The sequence below is a fragment of the Achromobacter sp. HZ01 genome (assembly GCF_003267925.1).
GTDB lineage: Bacteria > Pseudomonadota > Gammaproteobacteria > Burkholderiales > Burkholderiaceae_B > Achromobacter > Achromobacter pulmonis_A.
The window spans coordinates 591,832-615,490 of the sequence record NZ_LWKV01000002.1 but is presented as its reverse complement, the minus strand read 5'-3'; the positions used below and the strand labels follow the sequence as shown (position 1 = coordinate 615,490).

The 23,659-nt window shown below is 69.7% G+C and carries 20 protein-coding genes; 16 read left to right on the top strand and 4 right to left on the bottom strand.

What is annotated here, in order from left to right; all coding sequences use genetic code 11:
* Positions 1-186: 186 nt before the first annotated feature.
* Together A6B37_RS11965 and A6B37_RS11960 are read right to left on the bottom strand one after the other, a co-directional pair.
* Positions 187-1,158 (bottom strand): thymidylate synthase, encoded by a 972-nt coding sequence (locus A6B37_RS11965; protein ID WP_102774018.1) that lies wholly within the window; start codon positions 1,156-1,158, stop codon positions 187-189.
* An 87-nt stretch (positions 1,159-1,245) separates the two neighbouring features.
* A complete protein-coding gene (locus A6B37_RS11960) occupies positions 1,246-1,689 on the bottom strand; it encodes an OsmC family protein (protein ID WP_111825855.1) in 444 nt (147 codons plus the stop codon).
* A gap of 123 nt (positions 1,690-1,812) precedes the next feature.
* On the opposite strand from A6B37_RS11960, the gene coq7 reads away from it, so the two are divergent.
* From coq7 to A6B37_RS11910, 10 genes are all read left to right on the top strand, one after another.
* Positions 1,813-2,487 carry a 2-polyprenyl-3-methyl-6-methoxy-1,4-benzoquinone monooxygenase gene (gene coq7, locus A6B37_RS11955; RefSeq protein WP_111825854.1) on the top strand — a complete coding sequence of 225 codons (675 nt, stop codon included), beginning with the start codon at positions 1,813-1,815 and terminating at the stop codon, positions 2,485-2,487.
* A gap of 701 nt (positions 2,488-3,188) precedes the next feature.
* Positions 3,189-4,295 carry a glycosyltransferase gene (locus tag A6B37_RS11950; protein WP_043546295.1) on the top strand — a complete coding sequence of 369 codons (1,107 nt, stop codon included), beginning with the start codon at positions 3,189-3,191 and terminating at the stop codon, positions 4,293-4,295.
* A gap of 97 nt (positions 4,296-4,392) precedes the next feature.
* A complete protein-coding gene (gene tviB / locus A6B37_RS11945; RefSeq protein ID WP_102774015.1) occupies positions 4,393-5,670 on the top strand; it encodes a Vi polysaccharide biosynthesis UDP-N-acetylglucosamine C-6 dehydrogenase TviB in 1,278 nt (425 codons plus the stop codon).
* Between the two features lie 9 nt (positions 5,671-5,679).
* On the top strand, positions 5,680-6,705 hold the full coding sequence (locus A6B37_RS11940) for an SDR family oxidoreductase (protein WP_102774014.1): 1,026 nt from the start codon (positions 5,680-5,682) through the stop codon (positions 6,703-6,705).
* A 1-nt stretch (position 6,706) separates the two neighbouring features.
* A complete protein-coding gene (locus tag A6B37_RS11935; protein ID WP_102774013.1) occupies positions 6,707-8,056 on the top strand; it encodes a lipid II flippase MurJ in 1,350 nt (449 codons plus the stop codon).
* Positions 8,057-9,199 (top strand): glycosyltransferase family 4 protein, encoded by a 1,143-nt coding sequence (locus A6B37_RS11930; RefSeq protein ID WP_111825853.1) that lies wholly within the window; start codon positions 8,057-8,059, stop codon positions 9,197-9,199. It abuts the gene before it with no gap.
* A gap of 48 nt (positions 9,200-9,247) precedes the next feature.
* The gene (asnB, locus tag A6B37_RS11925) at positions 9,248-11,179 is read left to right on the top strand and encodes an asparagine synthase (glutamine-hydrolyzing) (protein WP_111825852.1); all 1,932 of its coding nucleotides are present in this window, start codon (positions 9,248-9,250) and stop codon (positions 11,177-11,179) included.
* Positions 11,180-11,182: 3 nt separating this feature from the next.
* On the top strand, positions 11,183-12,295 hold the full coding sequence (locus A6B37_RS11920) for a glycosyltransferase family 4 protein (RefSeq protein WP_111825851.1): 1,113 nt from the start codon (positions 11,183-11,185) through the stop codon (positions 12,293-12,295).
* Entirely contained in the window at positions 12,292-13,449 is a 1,158-nt protein-coding gene (locus tag A6B37_RS11915; protein WP_168202183.1) for a glycosyltransferase, read from the top strand. The genes A6B37_RS11920 and A6B37_RS11915 overlap by 4 nt, the downstream gene beginning before the upstream one ends.
* Entirely contained in the window at positions 13,446-14,579 is a 1,134-nt protein-coding gene (locus A6B37_RS11910; RefSeq protein ID WP_111825850.1) for a glycosyltransferase family 4 protein, read from the top strand. Before A6B37_RS11915 ends, A6B37_RS11910 begins: the two co-directional genes overlap by 4 nt.
* Before the next feature lie 13 nt (positions 14,580-14,592).
* Here A6B37_RS11910 and pgi read toward each other — a convergent pair whose 3' ends face one another.
* Together pgi and A6B37_RS11900 are read right to left on the bottom strand one after the other, a co-directional pair.
* Positions 14,593-16,146 carry a glucose-6-phosphate isomerase gene (pgi, locus tag A6B37_RS11905; protein WP_111825849.1) on the bottom strand — a complete coding sequence of 518 codons (1,554 nt, stop codon included), beginning with the start codon at positions 16,144-16,146 and terminating at the stop codon, positions 14,593-14,595.
* Between the two features lie 7 nt (positions 16,147-16,153).
* Entirely contained in the window at positions 16,154-17,560 is a 1,407-nt protein-coding gene (locus A6B37_RS11900; RefSeq protein ID WP_102774008.1) for a phosphomannomutase/phosphoglucomutase, read from the bottom strand.
* A gap of 212 nt (positions 17,561-17,772) precedes the next feature.
* Here A6B37_RS11900 and A6B37_RS11895 point away from each other — a divergent pair, with 212 nt between their 5' ends.
* From A6B37_RS11895 to A6B37_RS11870, 6 genes are all read left to right on the top strand, one after another.
* Positions 17,773-18,402, top strand: coding sequence for a hypothetical protein (locus A6B37_RS11895; protein WP_102774007.1), 630 nt, complete (start codon positions 17,773-17,775; stop codon positions 18,400-18,402).
* Between the two features lie 93 nt (positions 18,403-18,495).
* Positions 18,496-19,911 carry an FAD-binding oxidoreductase gene (locus tag A6B37_RS11890; RefSeq protein ID WP_111825848.1) on the top strand — a complete coding sequence of 472 codons (1,416 nt, stop codon included), beginning with the start codon at positions 18,496-18,498 and terminating at the stop codon, positions 19,909-19,911.
* 15 nt (positions 19,912-19,926) lie between these two features.
* On the top strand, positions 19,927-20,643 hold the full coding sequence (locus A6B37_RS11885) for a response regulator transcription factor (RefSeq protein WP_102774006.1): 717 nt from the start codon (positions 19,927-19,929) through the stop codon (positions 20,641-20,643).
* Positions 20,640-21,986 (top strand): HAMP domain-containing sensor histidine kinase, encoded by a 1,347-nt coding sequence (locus tag A6B37_RS11880; RefSeq protein WP_111825847.1) that lies wholly within the window; start codon positions 20,640-20,642, stop codon positions 21,984-21,986. Before A6B37_RS11885 ends, A6B37_RS11880 begins: the two co-directional genes overlap by 4 nt.
* A 63-nt stretch (positions 21,987-22,049) precedes the next feature.
* Positions 22,050-22,778, top strand: a complete 729-nt coding sequence (locus A6B37_RS11875; protein ID WP_111825846.1) for a phosphatase PAP2 family protein — start codon at positions 22,050-22,052, stop codon at positions 22,776-22,778.
* Positions 22,779-22,873: 95 nt separating this feature from the next.
* Positions 22,874-23,602, top strand: a complete 729-nt coding sequence (locus A6B37_RS11870; RefSeq protein WP_102774003.1) for a FadR/GntR family transcriptional regulator — start codon at positions 22,874-22,876, stop codon at positions 23,600-23,602.
* Positions 23,603-23,659: the final 57 nt, after the last annotated feature.

Here is a 23,659-nt window from a genome sequence, read left to right as displayed (position 1 = left end):
TCAGGTCGGGATAGGGAAGACGGCCGGGCCAGGCCGGCGGCAGGCGCCGCCGGGCGGCGGGTCAGGGCTGGTCAGGGTTGGACGCGCAAGGGCGCTGGCGCGCGTCCATGGCCAAGGGTTGGGTTATACCGAAATCGCGCTGCCAGATGCTCACCAATCCTCACCTGCGCCCGGCGCGGCGACGGGCTACACGGCCATGGCCGCGGTTAGGGGAGCATGGTGGCGGTAGCCGGCCAGGGAAAAGTCGCCCGGCTCCACTTTTTCCAGCCATTCGGGTTCGTAGCGCCCGGTGACCGCGAAGTCGGGGATGCGGTCCGACAGCACCAGCCGCGGCGCTTCGTAAGGCTCGCGCGTGAGCTGCTCGCGCAGCATGGGCAGGTGGTTTTCGTAGATGTGGGCGTCGCCGATGAAGTACGAGAACCAGCGCGGCGTGTAGCCGGTCAGCCGGCCGACCAGGTGCAGCAGGGCCGCGCCTTCGGTCAGGTTGAACGGCGTGCCCAGGCCCACGTCGTTGGACCGGATGTACAGGCACAGCGAGATCTCGCGGGTGGTCGCGTTCGGCAGGAACTGGTAGAGCAGGTGGCAGGGCGGCAGCGCCATTTCCTCGATCTGCGCCCAGTTCCAGCCGTGGAACAGGATGCGGCGGTCGCCCGGGCGCTCGTGGATGGTGTCCAGGCATTGCCGCAGCTGGTCCACCGCCTTGTACAGCAGCACCTTGGGCCGGCCGTCCTCGTTCAGGTCGGCCACCTTGGCGTAGCCGCGCGCCAGCGCGTCGGCGATCTGGCTGTCCCGGGCTGCGTCCAGCACCTTGTAGGCGGGCCACTGGCGCCATTGCACGCCGTACACCGGGCCCAGGTCGTCGGGGCCTTCGCGGTACGGGTTGGCCAGCCACTGGCTGTTTTCGTTGGCGTTCTGGTCCCAGACCTTGCAGCCCAGCTCGCGGAATTCGGCGGCGCTGCGCGAGGCGCGCAGGAAGCCCACCATTTCGCCGATGGCGGACTTGAACGCCAGTTTCTTGGTGGTGACCGCCGGAAAGCCCTGCTGCAGGTCGAAGCGCAGCGCGGCGCCCGGCATGCTGAGGGTGCGGATTCCGGTGCGGTTTTCCTGCCACGCGCCGGTGTCCAGGATGGTTTGAACGAGGTCCAGGTATTGTTTCATGGCGGGACGCAGACTGGCCGCCGCGATCGGATCGCGGCGGCGAGGATGAAGATGGGCAATATCGGGATTACACCACGGGGGCGTGGTTCAGGCGGCGGCGGGGGCTTCGTGGGTGTCGACGATGTCGACCGAGAAGGTCAGGGCGGCCGTTTTTTCCAGCATGGCCGAGGCCGAGCAGTATTTCTCGTGCGACAGCTGCACCGCGCGCTCGACGGCCGCGCGCGGCAGGTTGCGGCCGGTGACCGTGAAGGCGAAGTGGATGCGCGTGAACACCTTGGGATCGGCGTCGGCGCGCTCGGCCTGCAGCTTGACGCTGCAGCCGGTGACGGCATGACGGCCGCGCTTGAGGATCAGCACCACGTCGTAGGCGGTGCAGCCGCCGGTGCCGGCCAGCAGCATTTCCATCGGGCGGGGCGCCAGGTTGTGGCCGCCGCCGTCCACCGCGCCGTCCATCACGGTCACGTGGCCGCTGCCGGTGCTGGCGGTAAAGAGCATGCCGTTGGGGCCGCCCCAGTCGATCGTGCATTCCATGTTGTCGAGTCCTTGAGCTTGAGCGCAGTCAATGGTCGATGATACCTGTTGCGTACAATTTGAGGCATGAGAGCCCCGCCCCGCATCAGGGGCAGGGGCGCCTGCCTTGCCTAGGAGTCGCCTATGTCCACCGCCCTGTCCAGAACCGGCCCTGCCTTCCTGCGCCGCACCAACCCGCTGGACGCCTTCCTGGCCGAAGCCGACCGCGCGCTGCGGGTGCTGAGCGGCAGCGCCACCGCCGGGCGGTCCTATCCCGCCACCGCCGAGGAAGCGCCGCAGGCCCTGTCGGCCCAGGAAAAACGCCATGCGGCCGGGCTGATGCGGGTGAACCACGTGGGCGAGGTGTGCGCCCAGGCGCTGTACCGCGGCCAGGCCTCGGTGTGCCGCGAGCCGGCGCCGCGCGAGCTGCTGCTCAACGCCGCCGCCGAGGAGGTGGACCACCTGGTCTGGTGCAACCAGCGCCTGACCGAGCTGGGCAGCCGTCCCAGCCTGCTCAATCCGTTCTGGTACGCCGGCTCGTTCGCGCTCGGCGTGCTGGCCAGCTATGCCGGCGTGCCGCGCAACCTGGGTTTCATGGCCGAGACCGAGAAACAGGTCGAGGCGCATCTCGACGGCCATCTGCGCACCTTGCCGGTGCAGGACGAGCGCTCGCGCCAGATTGTCCAGAAGATGAAGGACGACGAGGCGCAGCACCGCGCCAGCGCCGAACAGGCCGGGGGCGTGCCCCTGCCGCTGCCCGCGCGGGCCGCCATGAAAGCCATGTCCAAGGTGATGACCAGCACGGCCTACTGGATCTGAAGCGAGGGCGCTTCGGCGCCTGCTGCGAAATGTTGCGATGCGCAAAAAAGCAATAAAACAGTGCGCGACGCACTATTCCGGTGCAAAAGCTAGGGCGGGATTACCCGATGCGATCTAGGGTTAATCCGAAACGGGTTTACCCATTCAGCAAAAACCCTTTTTCCGGTAAGATCATTGTCTGGCGCGGCTTTCCAGGGGGAGGGCCGAGGCCATGAGGCAAAAACGCAACGAAAAAAAGATTCGTGGCGGCAGATCAAAAAAAATCTTGCATCGCACAAAAAGCTTCGGTACTATTCATACATCGGATGTTGAAACGCAGTCGGCGCGGTGCAAAACCCCGACAGCGCAGCGAGCGGAAAGCCAGCTCCCAACATGCCAAGGTTGTCTCCTCCACCCTCCTCCTTTGGTGGATTTAGCCCGAGATCTCACGATCTCGGGCTTTTTTTTTGCCTGCGCAAGCTCCGTCCCCAGTTTATTCACCCAACCGCCGGGGCTTCGCGTTTTCCCTTGGATATTTCGGGTACACGCGGGCGGAAAGTTCTACAATCATCTGCATGAAATCCGTATTTTGGCGCGTCCGGGCGCTGGGCGTTACGTTCTGTGCCGGGGAATTGCACTTCCTTATTCCTCCCATATATGGGCGTTACACCTGCCTCCGATAATGGCGGGCCTGTCTCGATAGACCAACCAAAGGTGATGCTTTGACCTGGCTGTACATTTGCGTGGTCGCATTCATGGTGGGGGGACTCATCGTGGCGTCGGAGCGCTGGCATGGCGCTTTTACTGGCGACAGCGACCTCAACAAGCCTCAGGCCAACCATTCGCGGGCCACGCCCCGCGTGGGCGGCCTCGCGGTGCTGGCCGGCACGCTGGCCGGACTGCTGGTGCTCGGCCCCAGCAACATGACGCTGACCTGGCTGTGGCCCGCGCTGTTCGTCGCGGCGCTGCCGGTTTTCGTGGCCGGGCTGCTCGAGGACATCACCAAGGACATCGGCGCCAGCAAGCGCCTGCTGGCCGCGTTCCTGTCGGCCGCGATTGCGTGGTGGCTGCTGGGCGGCGTCAGCCGCGTGGGCATGGCCCCGGTGGATTACGTGCTCTCGTTCTGGCCGGTGTCGCTGCTGTTCACCATGTTCGCGGTGGGCGGCTGTACCCATGCGCTGAATATCGTCGACGGCATGAACGGCCTGGCCGGCATGGTCGCCACGCTGATGGCGGTTTCCATCAGCCTGGTGGCGCTGCAGGTCGGCGACGTGCCCATCTTCCTGGTGGCCGCGGCCCTGGCTTCGGCCACGCTGGGCTTCCTGGTCTGGAATTTCCCGTTCGGGCGCGTGTTCCTGGGCGACGGCGGCGCGTACTTCCTGGGCTTCATGCTGGCCGAGCTGGCCGTGCTGCTGGTGGTGCGCAACCCGTCGGTGTCGCCGTTCTACGCCCTGGCCGTGCTGTTCTACCCCGTATTCGAAACCGGCTTCTCGATCTGGCGCCGCCGCTTCAAGCGCGGCGTGCCGGTGGACCAGCCGGACGCGCTGCACCTGCACCAGCTGGTGTTCCGCCGCCTGGTCCGCGTGACGTTCAGCCGCGGCCGCCGCCATGCCGTGCCGGCGCTGTGCAACGCGCTGGCGTCGCCCTACATGTGGGTGCTGGCCCTGATCGGCCTGGTGCCGGCCACCATCTGGTGGGACAACGCCTGGGCGCTCGGCGCCAGCCTGGTGGTGTTCGCCAGCGTCTATATCTGGCTCTACGCGCGCCTCGTGTCCTGGCGCCGCCCCGGCTGGCTGCTGCTGCCGTCGGTCCTGCGGACCACCGATTAGCGTGGAGCGCCCCGGCGGCGGCCGCCGCCGGGCCAGGTTTATCTATCACCCGACCATATTTAAGATGCCGTAATCGTTCTACGGTGAAGGGAGAGTTATGTTGCAAATCCAGGATGTGAAGCTCGCGGTCGTCGGCCTGGGCTATGTGGGCCTGCCGCTGGCGGTGGAGTTCGGCAAGAAGCGCCCGGTCATCGGCTTCGATATCAATGCGCGCCGCATCGACGCGCTGAAGGCCGGCCACGACCATACGCTGGAAGTCAGCGACGCCGAACTGGCCGAAGCGGCCCAGCTGAGCTATACCGCCGACCGCGCGGAACTGGGCAAGGCCAACGTGTTCATCGTGACCGTGCCGACTCCCATCGACGAATACAAGCAGCCCGACCTGACGCCGCTGGTCAAGGCCAGCGAGACCATCGGCGCGGTGCTCAAGCGCGGCGACATCGTCATCTACGAATCCACCGTCTATCCGGGCGCCACCGAAGAAGACTGCGTGCCGGTGCTGGAGCGCGTCTCGGGCCTGAAGTTCAACGTCGATTTCTACGCCGGCTACAGCCCCGAGCGCATCAACCCGGGCGACAAGGAACACCGCGTCAACACGATCAAGAAGGTCACCTCCGGCTCCACGCCCGAAGTGGCCGAGCTGGTCGACCAGCTGTACCGCGAGATCATCACCGCCGGCACGCATAAGGCTTCCAGCATCCGCGTGGCCGAGGCCGCCAAGGTCATCGAGAACACGCAGCGCGACGTGAACATCGCGCTGATCAACGAGCTGGCCCTGATCTTCAACAAGATGGGCATCGACACCGAAGCCGTGCTGCAGGCCGCCGGCACCAAGTGGAACTTCCTGCCGTTCCGTCCGGGCCTGGTGGGCGGCCACTGCATCGGCGTGGACCCGTACTACCTGACCCACAAGGCGCAGTCCATCGGCTACCACCCCGAGATCATCCTGGCGGGCCGCCGCCTGAACGACTCGATGGGCAGCTATGTGGTGTCGCAGCTGGTCAAGGCCATGACCAAGCGCCGCATCCACGTGCAGGGCGCGCGCGTGCTGGTGATGGGCCTGGCCTTCAAGGAAAACTGCCCCGACCTGCGCAACACCCGCGTGGTCGACATCGTCAAGGAACTGGGCGACTACAACGTGGACGTGGACGTCTACGATCCCTGGGTCGACCCCGAAGAGGCGGTGCACGAATATGGCCTGACGCCGGTGGCGCAGCCCGAGCAAGGCAAGTACGACGCCGTGATCCTGGCGGTGGCGCACAACCAGTTCAAGGCGCTGGGCGCCGAGGGCATCCGCAAGCTGGGCAAGCCGCAGCACATCCTGTACGACCTGAAGTACGTGCTGTCGCCCGCCGACTCCGACCTGCGTCTCTGAGGATTGCCCATGACCACCCGTTTCGACACCATCAAGCAAGAACTGGCGGCCGCGCCGCGCAAGTGGCTGGTGACCGGCTGCGCCGGCTTCATCGGCTCGAACCTGCTGGAAACCCTGCTGAAGCTGGACCAGACCGTGACCGGCCTGGACAACTTCGCCACCGGCCACCAGCGCAACCTGGACGAGGTGCGCGCCTCGGTCAGCCCCGAGCAATGGGCGCGCTTCACCTTCATCGAAGGCGACATCCGCGACCTGGAAGCCTGCCGCCGCGCCGCGCAGGGCGTGGACTTCGTGCTGCACCAGGCGGCGCTGGGCTCGGTGCCGCGCTCGCTGAAGGACCCGATCACCACCAACGAGGTGAACATCGGCGGCTTCCTGAACATGCTGGTCGCGGCGCGCGACGCCGAGGTCAAGTCCTTCGTGTACGCGGCCTCCAGCTCCACCTACGGAGACCATCCCGCGCTGCCCAAGGTCGAGGAGAACATCGGCAATCCGCTGTCGCCGTACGCCGTGACCAAGTACGTCAACGAGCTGTACGCCGACGTGTTCGCCCGCTCCTACGGCTTCGAGAGCGTGGGCCTGCGCTACTTCAACGTGTTCGGCAAGCGCCAGGACCCGGACGGCGCCTACGCCGCGGTGATCCCCAAGTGGACCGCCGCCATGATCAAGGGCGACGACGTCACCATCAACGGCGACGGCGAGACCAGCCGCGACTTCTGCTTCGTGGACAACGCGGTGCAGGCCAACATCCTGGCGGCGATGGCGCCGGCCGAAGGCCGCAACCAGGTCTACAACGTGGCCGTCAGCGGCCGCAGCACCCTGAACCAGCTGTTCGGCTTCCTGGCGCAGGCGCTGGGCAAGCAGGGCGTGGACTACGCCAAGCAGCCGGTGTATGCGGATTTCCGCGCCGGCGACGTGCGCCATTCGCAGGCCGACGTCAGCAAGGCCGGCCGCCTGCTGGGCTACGCGCCCACGCACACGGTGCTGCAGGGCCTGGAAGTGGCCATGCCCTGGTACACGCAATTCCTGCGTTGATTTGAAAGCACTAGCCAGAAAACTCGGCAACATCCACCCGGACCACCTGCGCATATTCAAGGGCGCGTTCCGGGTGGCGGTGTTTCTGCTGTTGGGCAAGGCCGCCGGCGCCGTCAAGGAGATGGCGGTGGCGTACCGCTACGGCGTCAGCGACGCCGTGGACGCCTATCAATTCACCATGACGATGGCCACCTGGCTGCCCGTGACCATCGTGGGCGTGCTGTCGGTGGTGCTGATCCCGGTGCTGGTGCGGCTGCGCCGCGCCGAGGAAACCGAAAGACGCCTGTTCATCGGCGAGCTGCAAGGCTGGGTCGCCGCGGCCGGCGTGGCGCTGGCGCTGCTGACCTGGTTCGCCTGGCCGCAGGTGCTGGGCATGCTGGGCCAGGGCCTGTCGGCCCAGGTCCGCGAGATGACCGGCGAGCTGCTGGCGGCCTTCGCCCCGGTGGCGGCGCTGTTGCTCGTCGCCGGCATCAGCGCCGCCCGTCTGCGCGCGCAGGAGCGCCACGTCAACACTTTGCTCGACAGCGTGCCTGCCGTGGCCACCCTGGCCTGGGTCATGCTGGCGGCCAGCGCCGACGGCGTGGGGCCGCTGCTGTGGGGCACGCTGGTGGGCTACGCCATCCAGACCGTCTGGCTGGCCTGGCTGGCCGCGCGCGCCGACGGCGGTTTCTGGGGCGCGCCGCGCCTGTCGCTGCGTTCGCCGCACTGGCCGGAGCTGATGAGCGCGGCCGGCGTGATGCTGATCGGCCAGGTGGCCATGAGCTTCGTCGGCCCGCTGGACCAGTACGCCGCCGCCAACCTCGGCGCCAACGCCAACGCCACGCTGGGCTACGCCAGCCGGCTGCTGTCGCTGCTCCTGGGCATAGGCGCGGTATCGGTGGGACGCGCGGCGCTGCCCGTGCTGGCCGACGTGCAGGCGCGCGGCGATACCGGCCGCGCGCGCGTCATGGCCCTGAAATGGTCCGTGCTGATGGTGGCCGCCGGCGGCGGCGCGGTAGTGCTGGGCTGGGTGCTGGCGCCGTGGGGCGTGTCGGTGCTGTTCGAGCGCGGCGCCTTCACGGCCGAGAACACCCAGGCCGTGGCGCACGTGCTGCGCTGGGGGCTCCTGCAACTGCCGTTCTATTTCGGCGTGCTGATCCTGGTGCAGTTGCTGGCCAGCCAGAACCGCTACCGCATCATGTCGGCCATCGCCGTGGGCAACTTCCTGCTCAAGGCGGCGCTGAATCCGTTGCTGGCGGCCCGCATGGGCGCGGCCGGCATCATGCTGGCCACCAGCCTCATGTACCTGCTGTCCTTCGCCTGCTACCTGCTGGTGGCGCTGCGCAAGGCCGAAACCAAGGAGGCCGATTGAATGTCCGAGACTGATTCCGGCCGGCCCCTGCGCGTCCTGCTGTTCATCCATTCGCTGGGCGGCGGCGGGGCCGAGCGGGTCGCCGCCGACCTGAGCGCGCACTGGGCCGAGATGGGCCGCGAGGTCATGGTGGTGACCCAGGCCGGCGCCGCGGGCGACGTCTATGCGCTGCATCCCAAGGTGCGCCGCGAGGTGCTGGACACCGCGGGCGAGGGCGGCGGACTGCGTGGGATCTGGAGCAACGTGCAGCGCGTGCGCGCGCTGCGCCGCGTGGTCCGGTCGTTTCGGCCCGACATCGTGCTGGGCATGATGACCACGGCCTCGGTGCTGTCGGTGCTGGCCTGCGCCGGCCTGTCGTGCCGGGTGATCGCGACCGAGCACACGCATCCGCCGTCGCAGACCCTGTCGGGCTTCTGGCAGCGCCTGCGGCGCCTGACCTATCCGCGCGCCGCGCGCGTGGTGGCGCTGACCCGCGGCACCGCGGACTGGCTGGACCGGCATGTGCCGGGCTGCCGGCTGGCCGTCATCCCCAATCCGGTGCATTTCCCGCTGCCGCGCGCGGAACCCGTGCTGGCGCCGGTTGCCGGCGCGGGCCGCAAGCGCCTGCTGGCCGTGGGCCGGCTGCATGCCGACAAGGGTTTCGACCTGCTGATCCAGGCCTATGCCCGGCTGGCGTCCTCGCATCCCGGATGGGATCTGGTTATCCTGGGCGAGGGCGACGAGCGGCGCGCGCTGGAGGCGCAGGTGCGCGAAGCCGGATTACAGGAGCGCGTCTTCATGCCGGGACGCGCGGGCAATGTGGGCGACTGGTACGAAAGCGCCGACCTGTACGTGCTGACCTCGCGCTTCGAGGGCCTGTCCAACACCCTGCTCGAATCCATGGCCAGCGGCCTGGCCGCCGTCGCCTTCGATTGCGACACCGGCCCGCGCGAAATCGTGCGCGACGGGGTGGACGGCGTGCTGGTGCGGCCCAACGGCGACGTGCCCGCGCTGGTGGCGGCGCTGGATGCGCTCATGCGCGACGACGCCGGGCGCGCCCGCATGGCGCAGGCGGCGATCGATGTGCGCGAGCGGTTTTCGGCCGCGCGCGTGCTGCAGAAATGGCAAGAACTTTTTGACGGCGTGCGTGCGCCGGGCCGCTAGGGTCCGGGCGCGTCATGCCGTTGCTACGGTGACCACGAGAACAACATCATGTGTGGAATAGTCGGTATCTGGGGCCCCATCGGGAACAAGGCGCAAGTGCTGGCGGAAAGCTGCCGCCGCATCCGCCACCGCGGGCCCGACAGCAATGGCTTCTGGGAAGATCCCGAGGCCGAGCTGGCGCTGGCGCACGTGCGCCTGGCGATCCTGGACCTGACCGAAGCGGGCCACCAGCCCATGACCTCGGCCTGCGGCCGCTACGTCATGGTGTTCAACGGCGAGATCTACAACCACCTGGACATCCGCAAGCAGCTGGAGCAATCGGCGCTGGCGCCGTCCTGGCGCGGCCATTCCGACACCGAGACCCTGCTGGCGGGCTTCACCGCGCTGGGCATCGAGGCCACCTTGCAGGCCGCGGTGGGCATGTTCGCCATTGCGCTGTGGGACCGCGCCTCGCGCAAGCTGGTGCTGGCGCGCGACCGCATGGGCGAAAAGCCCCTGTACTACGGCTATTCGGGCGCGGAACTGGTGTTCGCCTCCGAACTCAAGGGCCTGATGCCGATCCCCGGCTTCGGCGGCGAACTGAACCGCAATGCCCTGGCCTCGTTCATGCGCCACAACTACATCCCGGCGCCGCAATCGATCTTCCAGGGCATCGCCAAGCTGCCGCCGGGCACCTGGGTCGAATTCACCGCCGACGACACCCGCAGCCGCCGCATGCCGCAGCCGCGCGTGTACTGGTCGGCGCGCGAGGCGGCCGACGTCGCCGCGCAGTCGCCACTGTCGTTCGACAACGACGCGCAGGCCGCGCAGGCGCTCGAAGGCGTGCTGTCCAAGGCGGTGGGCGGCCAGATGCTGGCCGACGTGAGCCTGGGCGCGTTCCTGTCGGGCGGCATCGATTCGTCCACCATCGTCGCGCTGATGCAGGCGCAGAGCTCGCAGCCGGTGCGCACCTTCGCCATCGGCTTTCATGAGAAAGGCTACGACGAGGCGCAGCACGCCAAGGCCGTGGCCGCGCACCTCGGCACCGACCACACCGAGCTGTACGTGACGGCGGAGGACGCGCTGGCCGTGGTGCCCACGCTGGCCGACATGTACGACGAACCGTTCGCGGATTCCTCGCAGATCCCGACGTCGCTGGTCACGCGCATGGCGCGCCAGCACGTCACGGTGGCGCTGTCGGGCGATGGCGGCGACGAGCTGTTCGGCGGCTATTCGCGTTATTTCCGCGTGAACAACTGGTGGCAGAAGTGCGAGCGCGTGCCCGCGGTGCTGCGCAAGCCCGCCGGCGCGCTGCTGAGCGCCTCGGCGCTGCTGCCCGGGCGCGGCGCCTGGCGCGGCAAGGTCGGCAAGCTGGGCGAGCTGCTGCGCGCCGACACGCGCGGCGAGTTCTACCGCCATTTCGTTTCGTACTGGGCCGACCCGTCCAGCGTGGTCAAGGGCGGCGTGGAGCCGGTGTCGGAATTCGCGCGCGCCATGCAGGGCTCGACCTTCGAATCCATGATGAAGCTGGACACGGTCACCTACCTGCCCGACGACATCCTGGTCAAGGTGGACCGCGCCGCGATGGCCGTCAGCCTGGAGACGCGCGTGCCGCTGATCGACCATCGCGTCTACGAATTCGCCTGGAGCCTGCCGCACCACTACAAGGTGCGCGGCGCCACCGGCAAATGGCTGCTGCGCCAGGTCCTGTACCGCCACGTTCCGCAGGCGCTGGTCGACCGGCCCAAGCGCGGCTTCGCCGTGCCGCTGGCCGCGTGGCTGCGCGGCCCCTTGCGCGAATGGGCCGACACGCTGCTGGACCCGGCGCGCCTGCGCCAGGAAGGCTGGTTCGAGCCCGAGCCCATTCTGCGCAAGTGGCGCGAACACACCTCGGGCCATCGCAACTGGGACAGCCATCTGTGGGGCGTGCTGATGATGCAGGCCTGGCTGGACCGCTATCGCAACGGCAGGAACCAGGGAGGATCGGTTGGGAGTCTTTGACGCATGAAAATACTGATGCTGGTCAGCTCCATGCACGCCGGCGGCGCCGAGCGCGTCGCCGCGACGCTGGTCAACGCCTGGGCCGAGCGGGGCGACAGCGTCACGCTGACGCCGACCTTCTCCTCCAAGGGCAGCTGCTTCTATCCGCTGTCGGACAAGGTGAAACTGGCCTGGCTGGCGGACCTGGCGGGCACGCGCGCCGGGGGCGCCAAGGCCGCGTTCGCGCGCCTGCTGGCGCTGCGCCGGCATATCCGCGACACCCGGCCGGACGTCGTGGTTTCATTCCTGACCAACGTCAACGTGGCCGCCATCCTGGCCACGCGCGGCCTGGGTGTGCCGCTCATCGTCTGCGAGCGCACCAATCCCGTGGCCGAAACCACCACCGGCAAGGTGTGGCGCAGGCTGCGCCGCCTGCTGTATCCGCGCGCCGACATGGTGACGGTGCAGGCCGAAGACACCGCGGGTCCGTTCGCGCGCCAGGTGCCCGGCATCAAGCGCCTGGCGGTCATTCCCAATCCCTTGCCCGCGCCGCTGCTGGACGCGCCGCTGGTGCGCCAGCGCGAAGCCGGCCCGCGCGAACTGCTGGCGATGGGACGGCTGGTGAGCGACAAGCAGTTCGACCTGCTGATCGACGTCTATGCGCAGCTGGCGCCCGATTTCCCGGACTGGAACCTGCGCATCTGGGGCGAGGGGCCGGAGCGCGGCGCCTTGGAAGAACGCGTCGCCCGCCTGGGCCTGCAGTCGCGCGTCAGCCTGCCCGGCCGCACCGAGGCGCCGTGGGAGGAACTGGCGCGCGGACAGGCCTTCGTGCTGAGTTCGCTGGTCGAGGGCTTTCCCAACGTGCTGCTGGAAGCCATGTCGCTGGGCCTGCCCTGCGTGGCGTTCGACTGCCCCAGCGGTCCGCGCGAAATGACGCGCGACGGCCAGGACGCGCTGCTGGTGCCGGCCGGCGACCGCGATGCGCTGCGTGAAGCGCTGCGCCGGATCATGAGCGATGCCGGGCTGCGCGAGCAGCTGGGCCTGCGCGCCTCGGCCGCGGTGCGCCAGCGCTACGCGCTCGCCAACGTGCTGGCGCATTGGGACGAGCTGTTCGACGCGGTCAGGGAGGGGCGATGAGCGCCCGCAAGCTGCGCGTCATGCACGTGATCACCGGCCTGGGGCAGGGCGGCGCGGAGTCCGTGCTGCTGCGCCTGGCCACCTGTCCGGAGGCGGCGGTGGAGCACACCGTGGTCTCGCTCACCGATGAAGGCATATACGGCGAGCGCCTGCGCGCCGCCGGCGTGGCCGTGCATGCGCTGGGCATGAAGCGCGGGCGGGTCAGCCTGGGCGGTTTTCTCGCCCTGCGCGCGCTGATCGCGCGCACGCGTCCGGACGCGGTGCAGACCTGGATGTACCACGCCGACCTGATCGGCGGCCTGGCCGCGCGCCTGGCCGGCGTGCGCGCCATCGCCTGGGGCATCCGCAACTCGGGCGAGCACCTGGAGCGCAGCAGCCGCTCGGCGCGGCTGGTGCTGCGCGCCTGCGCGCTGCTGTCGGGCTGGGTGCCCCGGGCCATCGTGTGCGCCGCCCAGAAAGCGGCCGAGCGCCACGCCGACAAAGGCTACCGGCGCGACCGGCTGGTGGTCGTCTCCAACGGCTACGACCTGTCGCGTTATACGCCCGACGAGGCCGCGCGCGCCCGCGTGCGCGCGCAATGGGGGCTGGCCGACGACGCGCCGGTGATCGGCTGCGTGGCGCGCTGGGACCCGCTCAAGGATCACGCCAACCTGCTGCGCGCCATCGCCGCGCTGGTGCGCGACGGCCGCGACGGCGGCCTGCGCTGCGTGCTGATCGGCCGTGGCATGGCGGCCGACAACCCCGAGCTGGGCGCTTTGATAGACCGGCTCGGGCTGCGCGAGCGGCTGGTGCTGGCCGGCCCCAGCGACGACGTGCCCGCGGCCATGAACGGTCTGGATCTGCACGTGCTGTCGAGCTGCGCCGAAGGATTTCCCAACGTGGTCGCCGAGGCCATGGCCTGCGGCGTCTATTGCGTGGTGACCGACGTCGGCGACGCGGCCTATATCGTCGGCGACACCGGCGTGGTGGTGCCGCCCGAGCAGCCCGAGGCGCTGGCGCGCGGCATCGAGACCGCGCTGCGCGAGGTGGCCGCGCGCGGCCGCGAGCGCGCCGGCCAGCCGGCCCGCGCCCGGGTGCTGGAACGGTTCGATCTCGCCCGCATGGTGCAAAGCTACATCGCCGTATGGCGCCGCATTTCTGGAGTGCAAGAATGAGCGCGCCGCGCCGCCTGCTGTTCGTCGTCAACAATCCGGCCTTCTTCATGTCGCATCGCGTGCCGGTGGCGCTGGCGGCGCAGCGCGCCGGCTACGAGATCCACGTCGCCACCATGGACGGCCCGGCCGTGGCCGAGATCGAGGCGCTGGGCATGACGCACCACGCCATTCCCATGACGCGCAGCGGCAAGCACCCCTTGCAGGAGCTGGGCACGCTGCTGGCGCTGGTGCGCCTGTTCCGCCGCCTGCGTCCGGACATCGTGCACCTGGTCACCATCAAGCCGGTGCTCTACGGCGGCATCGCCGCGCGCCTGACCCGCGTGCCGGGCATGGTCGCGGCGATCTCGGGGCTGGGCTTCGTGTTCCTGTCCAATTCGCTCAAGATGCGGCTGGTGCGCGCCGTGGTGGCGCGCCTGTACCGGCTGGCGCTGGGCCATCCGAACAGCCGCGTGATCTTCCAGAACGCCAGCGACCGCGACCTGCTCAAGTCGCTGGGCGCGGTGCGCGACGGCCAGGTGGTGCTGATCCGCGGCGCGGGCGTGGACCTGCAGGCCTACCGCGCCGTGCCCGAGCCGCCGGCCCCGCCCGTGGTCGTGACGATGGTGGCGCGCCTGCTGCGCGACAAGGGCGTGCAGGAATTCGTGCAGGCGGCGCGGCTGCTGCGCGAGCGCGGCGTGCCGGTGACGATGCAGCTGGTGGGGGGCGTGGACGCCGGCAATCCGACGTCCGCCACCCCCGAAGAGGTGCAGGCCTGGGAGCGCGAAGGCTGCGTGCGCGCGCTGGGCGAACGCAGCGACGTGGCCGGGCTGTACGCGGCCTCGCACATCGCCGTGCTGCCCTCGTACCGCGAGGGGCTGCCCAAGTCCCTGCTGGAAGCCGCGGCCTGCGGGCGCGCGGTGGTGACCACCGACGTGCCGGGCTGCCGCGACGCCATCGAGCCGGGCGAGACCGGCGTGCTGGTGCCGGTGCGCGACGCCCGGGGGCTGGCCGACGCCATTGCCCGCCTGGCCGGCGACGCGGCGCTGCGCCAGTCCATGGGCGCGGCGGGCAGGGCGCTGGCCGAACGCGAATTCGATATCGAGCGGGTCGCCCGCATCCACGTCGGCATCTACGACGCGCTGGGCGGCTGAGGCCTTTGCCGCCTCAGTGGCGGCGCGCGATGGCGTCGATCCAGTAGCGGGTGGAAGGGTCCTGCTCGATCGCCTGCGGCGCGTCCAGCTCGTGCATGATGCCCTTGGCCAGGACCTTGCCGAACTCGACCCCCCACTGATCGAAGGGATTGATGCCCCAGATCACGCCCTGCGTGAACACCTTGTGCTCGTACAGGGCCAGCAGCGCGCCCAGCGTGTAGGCCTCCAGGCGCGGCAGCACGATGAGCGACGACGGGCGCCCGCCCGGATGCACGCGATGGCGCGCCAGGCGCCGCGCGCGCGCCGGGTCGCGCTCGGTCGCCGGGGTTTCGGCCAGCGCTTCCTCGTAGGTCTTGCCGCGCAGCAGCGCCGAGCGCTGCGCCAGGCAGTTGGCGATCAGCAGTTCGTGATGCCGCGCATAGGCGTGGGCGGGCTGCTCGCACAGGATGAAATCGACCGGCGCGCCGGCGGTGTCCTGGTGCAGCCATTGGAAGAACGTGTGCTGGCAGTCGGTGCCCGGCATGCCCCACACGGCCGGGCCGGTGGGCACGCCGGCGGGGCTGCCGTCGGCGGTGGCGACCTTGCCCAGCGATTCCATTTCCAGCTGCTGGGCCCAGGGCACCAGGTGGTAGAGGCGCGAGTCGTACGGCGCGATCACCAGCGAGTCGTAGCCCAGCACGCTGCGATTGACCACGCCGGCCAACGCCAGCTGCACCGGCGCGTTTTCCTCGATGGGCGCGTTGCGGAAATGCTCGTCCATGGCGGCCGCGCCGGCCAGCAACTGTTCGAACACATCGTTGCCCAGCGCCAGCGCTATCGGCAGGCCGATGGCCGACCACAGCGAATAGCGTCCGCCCACCCAGTCCCAGATCTGGAAGATGTGGTCGGGCAGGATGCCGAGGTTGAGCGCGGCCTCGACGTTGGCCGTGATGGCCACGACCTGCCGGATGGGATCGGCCACGCCGGCGTCGCGCAGCCAGTTCATCGCCACTTCGGCGTTGGCCAGCGGTTCGGTGGTGGTGAACGACTTGGACGCGACGATGACCAGGGTGTCATGCGGGTCCAGGTGGCTCATGGCTTCGGCGACCGAATGCGAGTCCACGTTGGAGGCGAAGCGCACCTCGCGGCGCACCCCGCCGTGGCGCAAGGCCCGCGTCACCATGCGGGGGCCCCAGTCGCTGCCGCCTATGCCCAGGTGCAGCACACAGCCGTAGCGGTCGGCGGCGTCGGCCTTGCGCACGAATTCGCGCATGCGTTCGCGCTCGGCCAGCACGGCCTTGGCCACCATGGCCGGCGGCTCGGCGGCGCGCAGCGCGGTATGCCAGGCGGCGCGTTCTTCGGTCCAGTTGGCGTTGCCGCCGTCGAACAGGCGCGCGCGCGCGGCCTCGAAGCCCTGCTGCGCCAGCAGCGCGGCCTCGGCCTGCTGCAGCGCCGGCGAATAGGCCTGCGCGCTGAGGTCCAGGCGCAGCCCCGGGGCGCTGAACACCCGCAGCTGTTCCCCCCTTTTCGGGGCGGCACGGGTTGCGGCGATGAACTGTTGCCACGCAGGGCTGTGGGATAACGACATAAGCAGTCTAGAAAGGCAGATGGGCTTGCGGCGCGAGCTTGCTCAATTCGCGGCGGAAGTCGGCTTGGATGCGTTGCAGCGCCTCGGCCGTCTGCGCTTCGAACCGCAGCACGACGACCGGCGTGGTGTTCGACGGACGCGCCAGGCCGAAACCGTCCGGATACTCGGCGCGCACGCCGTCGATGGTGATGACGCGCTTGGCGCCCGGGAACTGGCCCTGGTCCTGCAGCGCCTGGACCAGTGCGAAAGGCTGTCCTTCTTCCATTTCGAGCTTGAGCTCGGGCGTGGAGACGTCCTGGGGCAGGGCTTCCAGCATGGCGCAGGGATCGGCGGCGCGCGACACGATCTCCAGCAGGCGCGCGCCGGTGTAGAGCCCGTCGTCGAAGCCGTACCAGCGTTCCTTGAAGAAGATGTGGCCGCTCATTTCGCCGGCCAGCGGCGCGCCGGTTTCGGCCAGCTTGGCCTTGACCAGCGAATGGCCGGTCTTCCACATGAGCGGCACGCCGCCGGCCGCCTCGACCGACAGGCCGACGTGGCGGCTGCACTTCACGTCGTAGATGATGGTGGCGCCGGGATTGCGTTCCAGCACGTCGCGCGCGAACAGCACCAGCTGGCGGTCGGGCCAGACGATCTGGCCGGACTTGGTGACCACGCCCAGGCGGTCGCCGTCGCCGTCGAAGGCCAGGCCCAGTTCACAGTCGGTCTCGGCCACGCACTTGATCAGGTCCTGCAGGTTCTTGGGTTCGGCCGGGTCGGGGTGGTGGTTGGGGAAGTTGCCGTCGACCTCGCAGAACAGCTCGGTGACCTCGCAGCCCAGCGCGCGGAACAGCGCCGGCGCGACCGCGCCGGCCACGCCGTTGCCGCAGTCGATGGCGATCTTCATGGGGCGGGCGAGCTTGACGCCCGAGGCCACGCGCGCGACGTAGGCGGCCACCAGGTCGAGCTGGCGGCGCGTGCCGGGGCGCGCGGCGGGCGCGGCCGCGCCGGCGTTCATGCTGGCCGCCAGCGCCTGCACGTCTTCGCCGTACAGGGCGCGTCCGCCCATCATCATCTTGAAGCCGTTGTACTTGGGCGGATTGTGGCTGCCGGTGATGGCCACGCCCGAGCCGGTCTGCATGACGTTGGCGGCGAAATACACCAGCGGCGTGGGCACCATGCCGATATCCAGCGTATCCACGCCGCCTTCCAGCATGCCTTCCTGCAGCGCCACCGACAGCATTTCGCTGCTCAGGCGGCCGTCGCGGCCGACGACCAGGGTCTGCACGCCTTGCTCGCGGGCGCGCGCGGCCAGCGCCGCGCCCAGCGCGCGGGCGAAGCCGGCGTCGATCAGGTCCGGCACGGTGCCGCGGATGTCATAGGCTTTGAAGACGGCGGCGGGAAATTGCGTGTTGTTGCCCACGGCGATTCCTTTCATAGGGTTACAGCGCAAAGTCTCAATGGGTTAATGGTAAACCCGTATAGCAAGATGCGCTTGGCGACTGGCCAGGGCGAATTATCCCCCATTGGAGGTCGGCCTTCATCGGACGAATGCCGTAGGGCGTTTGCCCCCGGTTCGTCCGGGGCGGAAATTGCCGGACGCCCGAAGGTGATACGCTTGCTATGCAAGCAGAAAGACCGGGAGGGGCCATGGCTGCCAAAGTTTCTACTGTCATGTCATCGGGAGGCGCCAGCAGCCGGCGGGGCCCTCCCACGGATCAGGCCGGGCCGGCCCCCGGCCGCGAGCGCCGCCTCGACGTCCACGTCTACATCGCCGATTCGGGTGCCCTGGCCACGGGCCGCGCCTGGGAGCGCTGCGTCTGGCGCGAGGCCCGCGTCCTGATCGCCGAGTGCCCCGCGCCGCACCTGCCCGTGTCGGTCGAGAACGCCTTGCGCGCGGTCGCCGCCGACGTGGCGCGCGACCGCGGCTGGCAGGGCATGGGCACGGTGGCTTTCGCGCTGGACGACCGCAGCGGCGTGTTCCGCGTGATCGACGCCGAAGCCCGGGCGCATGCCGGCGCGGCGGTCGCGGACTGCGAGCCGGTCGCCGCCCACGCGCTGGAAGTGCGCATCGACGGCTGCGTCGACCGGCGCCTTCCGTGCACGCGGCTGCTGGTCTGCGGGGCGACCCGCGGCGAGGCCCTGCGCCGCGCCTACCGCGCCCTGTCCGAGATGCCCGGCCCCGCGGGCGTGGACCGCGCCTTTCTGATGAACCGCATCGCCTCGCGCGCCTTCTGCTCCGGTCTCACGGGCACGCGGCTGGACCAGGCGGTAGGCTAGGTCGCGCGGCGCGTCAGCCCCTACAATAGTTCGCAGATTTCCGTATCCCGCGACCGGCGGACCGTGCCGGCGCATTCCATTCATGCGGCGCGTATGACTTTGCTAAGCGATCTACAGTCCCTGCTGGGCCCTGCCCACGTCCTGACCGGCGCCGACGCCGATTCCTACGTGCTGGACTGGCGCCGCCGCTACAAGGGCGCGGCGCTGGCGGTGATCCGCCCGGGTTCCACCGGGGAAGTGGCGGCGGCGGTGAAGCTGTGCGCCAGGCATGGCGTGCCGCTGGTGCCGCAGGGCGGCAATACCGGGCTGTGCGGCGGCGCCACGCCCGACGCCTCCGGCACGGGCATCGTCCTTTCCACCGCCCGCCTGACCGCCGTGCGCGCGCTGGACACCGACAACGACACCATCACCGTGGAGGCCGGCTGCGTGCTGCAGGCCGTGCAAGAGGCCGCGGCCGCGGCCGACCGGCTGTTTCCGCTGAGCCTGGCCGCCGAAGGCAGCTGCACCATCGGGGGCAATCTCGCCACCAACGCCGGCGGCACGCAGGTGCTGCGCTACGGCAACACGCGCGAGCTCACGCTGGGCCTGGAAGTCGTGACGCCGGACGGCGAGATCTGGAACGGCCTGCGCGGCCTGCGCAAGGACAACACCGGCTACGACCTGCGCGACCTGTACATCGGCAGCGAGGGCACGCTGGGCATCATCACCGCGGCCACGCTCAAGCTGTATCCCCGGCCGGTGGCCTCGTGCACCGCGCTGCTGACGCTGGACACCCTAGACGGCGCCGTGGAGCTGCTGTCGCGCGCCCGCGCCGGCTTCGGCGCCGCGCTGACCGGCTTCGAGCTCATGAGCGGCGCCTGCCTGCAGGCGGTGGTGCGCCTGTTCCCGCAGCAGCGCCTGCCGTTCGAGGGCGATTCCGCGGCCTCGCCGTGGTTCGCCCTGCTCGAACTGTCCGACAGCGAAAGCGAGGCGCATGCGCGCGAACGCTTCGAAGCGGTGCTGGGCGCGGCCATCGAGGACGGGCTGGTCAAGGACGCGGCCATTGCCGCCAACGTGGCGCAGAGCAGGGCGCTGTGGCACCTGCGCGAAAGCATTCCGCTGGCCGAGGCCGAACTGGGCAAGTCGGTCAAGCACGACGTGTCCATCCCCATCTCCGCCATCGCCGGCTTCGTGCACAAGACCAACGGCCTGCTGCAGGCGCGCTTTCCCGGCGTGCGCCATGTGGTCTTCGGCCACCTGGGCGACGGCAACCTGCACTACAACGTGGCCCATGCGCCGGGCCAGACCGAAGCCGAACTGCTGGCCCTGCAGGGCGAGATCTACGAGGTGGTGCACGACAGCGTGCACGCCCACCACGGTTCGATCAGCGCCGAGCACGGCGTGGGCCAGCTCAAGCGCGACGAGCTGCCCCGCTACAAGAGCCCGGTGGAGCTGGCCCTGATGCGCAGGATCAAGCAGGCGCTGGACCCGCAGGGCCTCATGAATCCAGGCAAGGTCCTGCAGGCCTAGAAGAGAACCCCGACCATGGCAGCCAGTCCCGCAGCGGGCGCGAATTGCAGAGTCCTGATCGTCGAGGACGACCCCGTCATCGCCGGCAATCTGTACACCTTCCTGGAAGCCCGAGGCTTTCTGCCGGACACGGCCTATTCCGGGCCGGCGGCGCTGCAGCGGCTGGCGGAACAGCGTTTCGACGCGCTGATCCTGGACATCGGCCTGCCCGGCATGGACGGCAACGCCGTGCTGCACACGCTGCGCAACGAGCGGCGCCTGGCCCTGCCGGTGCTGATGCTGACCGCGCGCGACAGCCTGGAAGACAAGCTGGCCGGCTTCTCGCACGGCGCCGACGACTACCTCACCAAGCCCTTCGCGCTGCTGGAGGTCGAGGCGCGCCTGCTTGCGCTGATCCAGCGCGCCCAGGGCTCGACCGTGGATTCGGTGCGCACCTTCGGCCCGCTGCAATACGACACCCGCAGCCGCGAGGTGTCGGTCCATGGCCAGCCGGTGCATCTGACGCGCAAGGCTGGCCTCATCATCGAAGCATTGCTGCGCGATCCGGGCAGGGTGGTCTCGCGCGAGGAACTGGAATCGGTGCTGTGGGGCAACGAGCCGCCGTCCTCCGACGCGCTGCGCAGCCAGGTGCACCTGCTGCGCCGGGCGCTGGCCGACGCGGGCTTCGACGGCATCGAGACCATACACGGCACCGGCTGGCGCCTGTCGCTGGACAACGGGGCGGCGCCATGACGCCGGCCGCCGGCGGCACCCTGACCCAGCGGGTGGTATGGGCGCTGACCGGCACGGTGGCGCTGTTCGTGACCGCGCTGGCGCTGCTGGCCTACCTGACCTTCGACCAGATGGAAGACGATCTGGTCAACGACATCCTCAACACCGAAATGGACCGGCTGGTCCAGCATGCGCGGGTCAGCGACGGCTTTCTGCCGCGCACGGGCGTGCGCGAGCTGGGCGGCGCCATGCGCGCCTGGATGAGCGTGGACGGCAACCGCCCCGAAGGCATTCCCGAGGAAATCCTGGCGCTGGACAGCGGCCTGCACCTGATCGAGCCCGGCCCCTACACCTGGCACGTCATGGTGGCCGACACCGGCCGCGGCAAGGTCTACCTGCTGTACGACGCCACCGACAACGAAGAGCGGGTCCACGACTTCGGCCTGATCGTGCTGGGGGTGGGCGCCATCTGCGTGGTGGGCGCCTATGCGCTGTCGCGGCGCGTGGCCGCGGTCGCGGTCAGCCCGCTGCTGGACCTGACCGACCGGCTGGCGACCTGGGCGCCGGGCGCGCCCGACATGGCCGTCACGCGCGACGACGAGGCCGGCCGCCTGATCGAGGCCTTCAACCGGGTGCAGAACCAGGTCGACCGCTCCATCGCCCGCGAGCGCGAATTCGCCGGCAACCTGAGCCACGAAGTGCGCACGCCGCTGGCCGCGATCCGCTCGGACAGCGAGCTGATGCTGCTGACCCAGACGCTGACCCCGGACCAGCGCGAGCGCCTGGCGCGCGTGGTGAACAACGTGGACGACGTCATCGTCAGCCTGGAAAGCGCCCGCGCGATGGCGCGCGACCAGCTGCGCGAGCCGGAGCCCGTGGACCTGGCCGCCTGCATGGAGGACGCCTGGCGCGGCTACGAGGCCCAGGCGGCGCAGGCCGGGCTGCGGTTCGACAACCGGATCGCGGCCGGGCACGTCCGCACGCTGGACCGCTACGCGCTGCTGACGGTGCTGCGCAACCTGGTGCGCAACGCGATGGAGCATGCCGCGCCGGCCACGCTGACCGCGCGCCTGGCCGACGACGGCGGGCTGGAATTGGCCGACGACGGCAAGGGCATCGCCGCCGACGACCTGCCGTTCCTGTTCCGCCGCTACTACAGCGGCCGCATGCGGGATGCGGGCGGGGGCGCGGCCGAGGAGACGGCGCGCGGGCTGGGCCTGGCGATCGCCAAGCGCGTCTGTGACATGCAGGGCTGGTCGCTCGGCGTCGAGTCCGCCCGCGAGGGCCAGGCGCGCGGCACCCGCTTCATGTTGCGCTTCGAGGACACCGGCGAGGGCGAGGGGGCCGCGCAGCCCCGAATTTGACGAAATTTCGACTTTCGGCGGCTTACGCTTTTCGTTTGCCCGAAGCTCCTTCCGTCCTCGACCATGCCGCCCCTGACGTTGCCCGCGCTGCGCGCGCCGACGGCCGCCTCATACCTGTTTACCCACGTCATCGCCGTGACGCTGGCGCTGGCCGGCCTGGCCTGGTGGGCCAACGCCTCGGGGCTGGACCTGCGCATCGCCGCCGCGCTGTTCGATCCGGCGCTGGACGACTTCCCGCTGCGCGCCAACCGCTGGCTGGAACTGATCGGGCACCGCATGGTGCTGGCGCTGCCGATCGGCGTGGCGCTGGCCGCGGTGGCGGTCGCGGCGGCCAGCTACCGTATCCCCGCATGGCGGCGCTGGCGCGCGCCGGCGCTGGCCGTGGCCGCCACCTGCCTGGCGGGGCAGATGCTGGTGCAGGCGCTCAAGCACCACACCACGCTGCCGCGTCCCTACGACCTGGACACGCTGGGCGGCTACACCCCCTATCCGCAGCACTGGTGGACCTGGGCCCGCGCCAAGGCCGGCGGCGCGCTGCCCAGCGGCCATGCGGGCGCGGGCTATTCGATGCTGGTGCTGTATTTCGCCGGCTGGTCGCTGGGCCGGCCGGCCCTGCGCTGGTGGGGGCTGGCCGTCGGCATCGCCGCCGGGCTGGGGTTTTCCGCGGTGCGCATCCTGCAGGGCGCCCATTTCCTGAGCCAGACGCTCTGGTCGGCGGCGCTGCTGTGGCTGCTGGCGGCGCTGTTCTTCTATCCGCTGATCGTGGGCGGCCGTGGCGGCGGCCAGGCTTGACCTCGGTTGTCGTACAACTATTTCCCCGACCGTATAATCGACAGGCGCGGTTTTTTCAGCGCCTCGCGTTGCGCAACCGCTTCCGGATTCCTCTGATGAACGCTCCCGTCGAACCTCCCGTCCTGCCGCGGCGCCGCCCGCGCAACCTGGCCCAGGGCCTGGTCGAAAGCATCGGGCAGCGCATCCGCGGCGGCCAGATCCGGCCGGGCGACAAGCTGCCGACCGAAGCCGAAATCATGCGCGAATTCGGCGTCAGCCGCACCGTGGTGCGCGAAGCTCTGTCGCGGCTCCAGGCCTCGGGCCTGGTCGAGACCCATCATGGCGTGGGCACATACGCGCTGGAGCCCAGCGGCGGCGGCGATTTCCGGGTGGACCCGGCCGACATCGCCACCGTGCGCGACGTGCTGGTGCTGCTGGAATTGCGCATCTGCCTGGAAAGCGAGGCCGCCAGCCTGGCCGCGCTGCGGCGCAGCGACGCCCAGCTGCAGGAGATGCGGCGCGCGCTCGATGCGTTCAAGGGCGCGCTCGACGGCGGCGGCGACACGGTCACGCCGGATTTCCAGTTCCACCTGCTGATCGCGCAGGCCACCGACAACCGCTACTTCGCCGACCTCATGTCCCACCTGGGGGCGGCCATCATCCCGCGCACCCGCATCAATTCGGCGAAATTCGCGCACGAGGACCGGGCTGCCTACCTGGCGCGGGTGAACCTCGAGCACGAGGACATCTACAACGCCGTCCTGCGCCAGGACGCCGAAGGCGCGCGCGCGGCGATGCGCACGCACCTGAGCAACAGCCGCGAACGGTTGCGGCGCGCGCAGTAGGGCGGCGCCAAACCGCGTTAATCTTGCCCGTCTTCTTTTTTCGACCACGAGGCCGCA

Bases quoted from the DNA above. Each gene is read 5' to 3' on its own strand.
- A6B37_RS11965 (WP_102774018.1), bottom strand. From the start codon at position 1,158: ATGAAACAATACCTGGACCTCGTTCAAACCATCCTGGACACCGGCGCG.
- A6B37_RS11960 (WP_111825855.1), bottom strand. From the start codon at position 1,689: ATGGAATGCACGATCGACTGGGGCGGCCCCAACGGCATGCTCTTTACC.
- coq7 (WP_111825854.1), top strand. From the start codon at position 1,813: ATGTCCACCGCCCTGTCCAGAACCGGCCCTGCCTTCCTGCGCCGCACC.
- tviB (WP_102774015.1), top strand. From the start codon at position 4,393: ATGTTGCAAATCCAGGATGTGAAGCTCGCGGTCGTCGGCCTGGGCTAT.
- A6B37_RS11940 (WP_102774014.1), top strand. From the start codon at position 5,680: ATGACCACCCGTTTCGACACCATCAAGCAAGAACTGGCGGCCGCGCCG.
- A6B37_RS11930 (WP_111825853.1), top strand. From the start codon at position 8,057: ATGTCCGAGACTGATTCCGGCCGGCCCCTGCGCGTCCTGCTGTTCATC.
- asnB (WP_111825852.1), top strand. From the start codon at position 9,248: ATGTGTGGAATAGTCGGTATCTGGGGCCCCATCGGGAACAAGGCGCAA.
- A6B37_RS11920 (WP_111825851.1), top strand. From the start codon at position 11,183: ATGAAAATACTGATGCTGGTCAGCTCCATGCACGCCGGCGGCGCCGAG.
- A6B37_RS11915 (WP_168202183.1), top strand. From the start codon at position 12,292: ATGAGCGCCCGCAAGCTGCGCGTCATGCACGTGATCACCGGCCTGGGG.
- A6B37_RS11910 (WP_111825850.1), top strand. From the start codon at position 13,446: ATGAGCGCGCCGCGCCGCCTGCTGTTCGTCGTCAACAATCCGGCCTTC.
- pgi (WP_111825849.1), bottom strand. From the start codon at position 16,146: ATGTCGTTATCCCACAGCCCTGCGTGGCAACAGTTCATCGCCGCAACC.
- A6B37_RS11900 (WP_102774008.1), bottom strand. From the start codon at position 17,560: ATGAAAGGAATCGCCGTGGGCAACAACACGCAATTTCCCGCCGCCGTC.
- A6B37_RS11895 (WP_102774007.1), top strand. From the start codon at position 17,773: ATGGCTGCCAAAGTTTCTACTGTCATGTCATCGGGAGGCGCCAGCAGC.
- A6B37_RS11890 (WP_111825848.1), top strand. From the start codon at position 18,496: ATGACTTTGCTAAGCGATCTACAGTCCCTGCTGGGCCCTGCCCACGTC.
- A6B37_RS11885 (WP_102774006.1), top strand. From the start codon at position 19,927: ATGGCAGCCAGTCCCGCAGCGGGCGCGAATTGCAGAGTCCTGATCGTC.
- A6B37_RS11880 (WP_111825847.1), top strand. From the start codon at position 20,640: ATGACGCCGGCCGCCGGCGGCACCCTGACCCAGCGGGTGGTATGGGCG.
- A6B37_RS11875 (WP_111825846.1), top strand. From the start codon at position 22,050: ATGCCGCCCCTGACGTTGCCCGCGCTGCGCGCGCCGACGGCCGCCTCA.
- A6B37_RS11870 (WP_102774003.1), top strand. From the start codon at position 22,874: ATGAACGCTCCCGTCGAACCTCCCGTCCTGCCGCGGCGCCGCCCGCGC.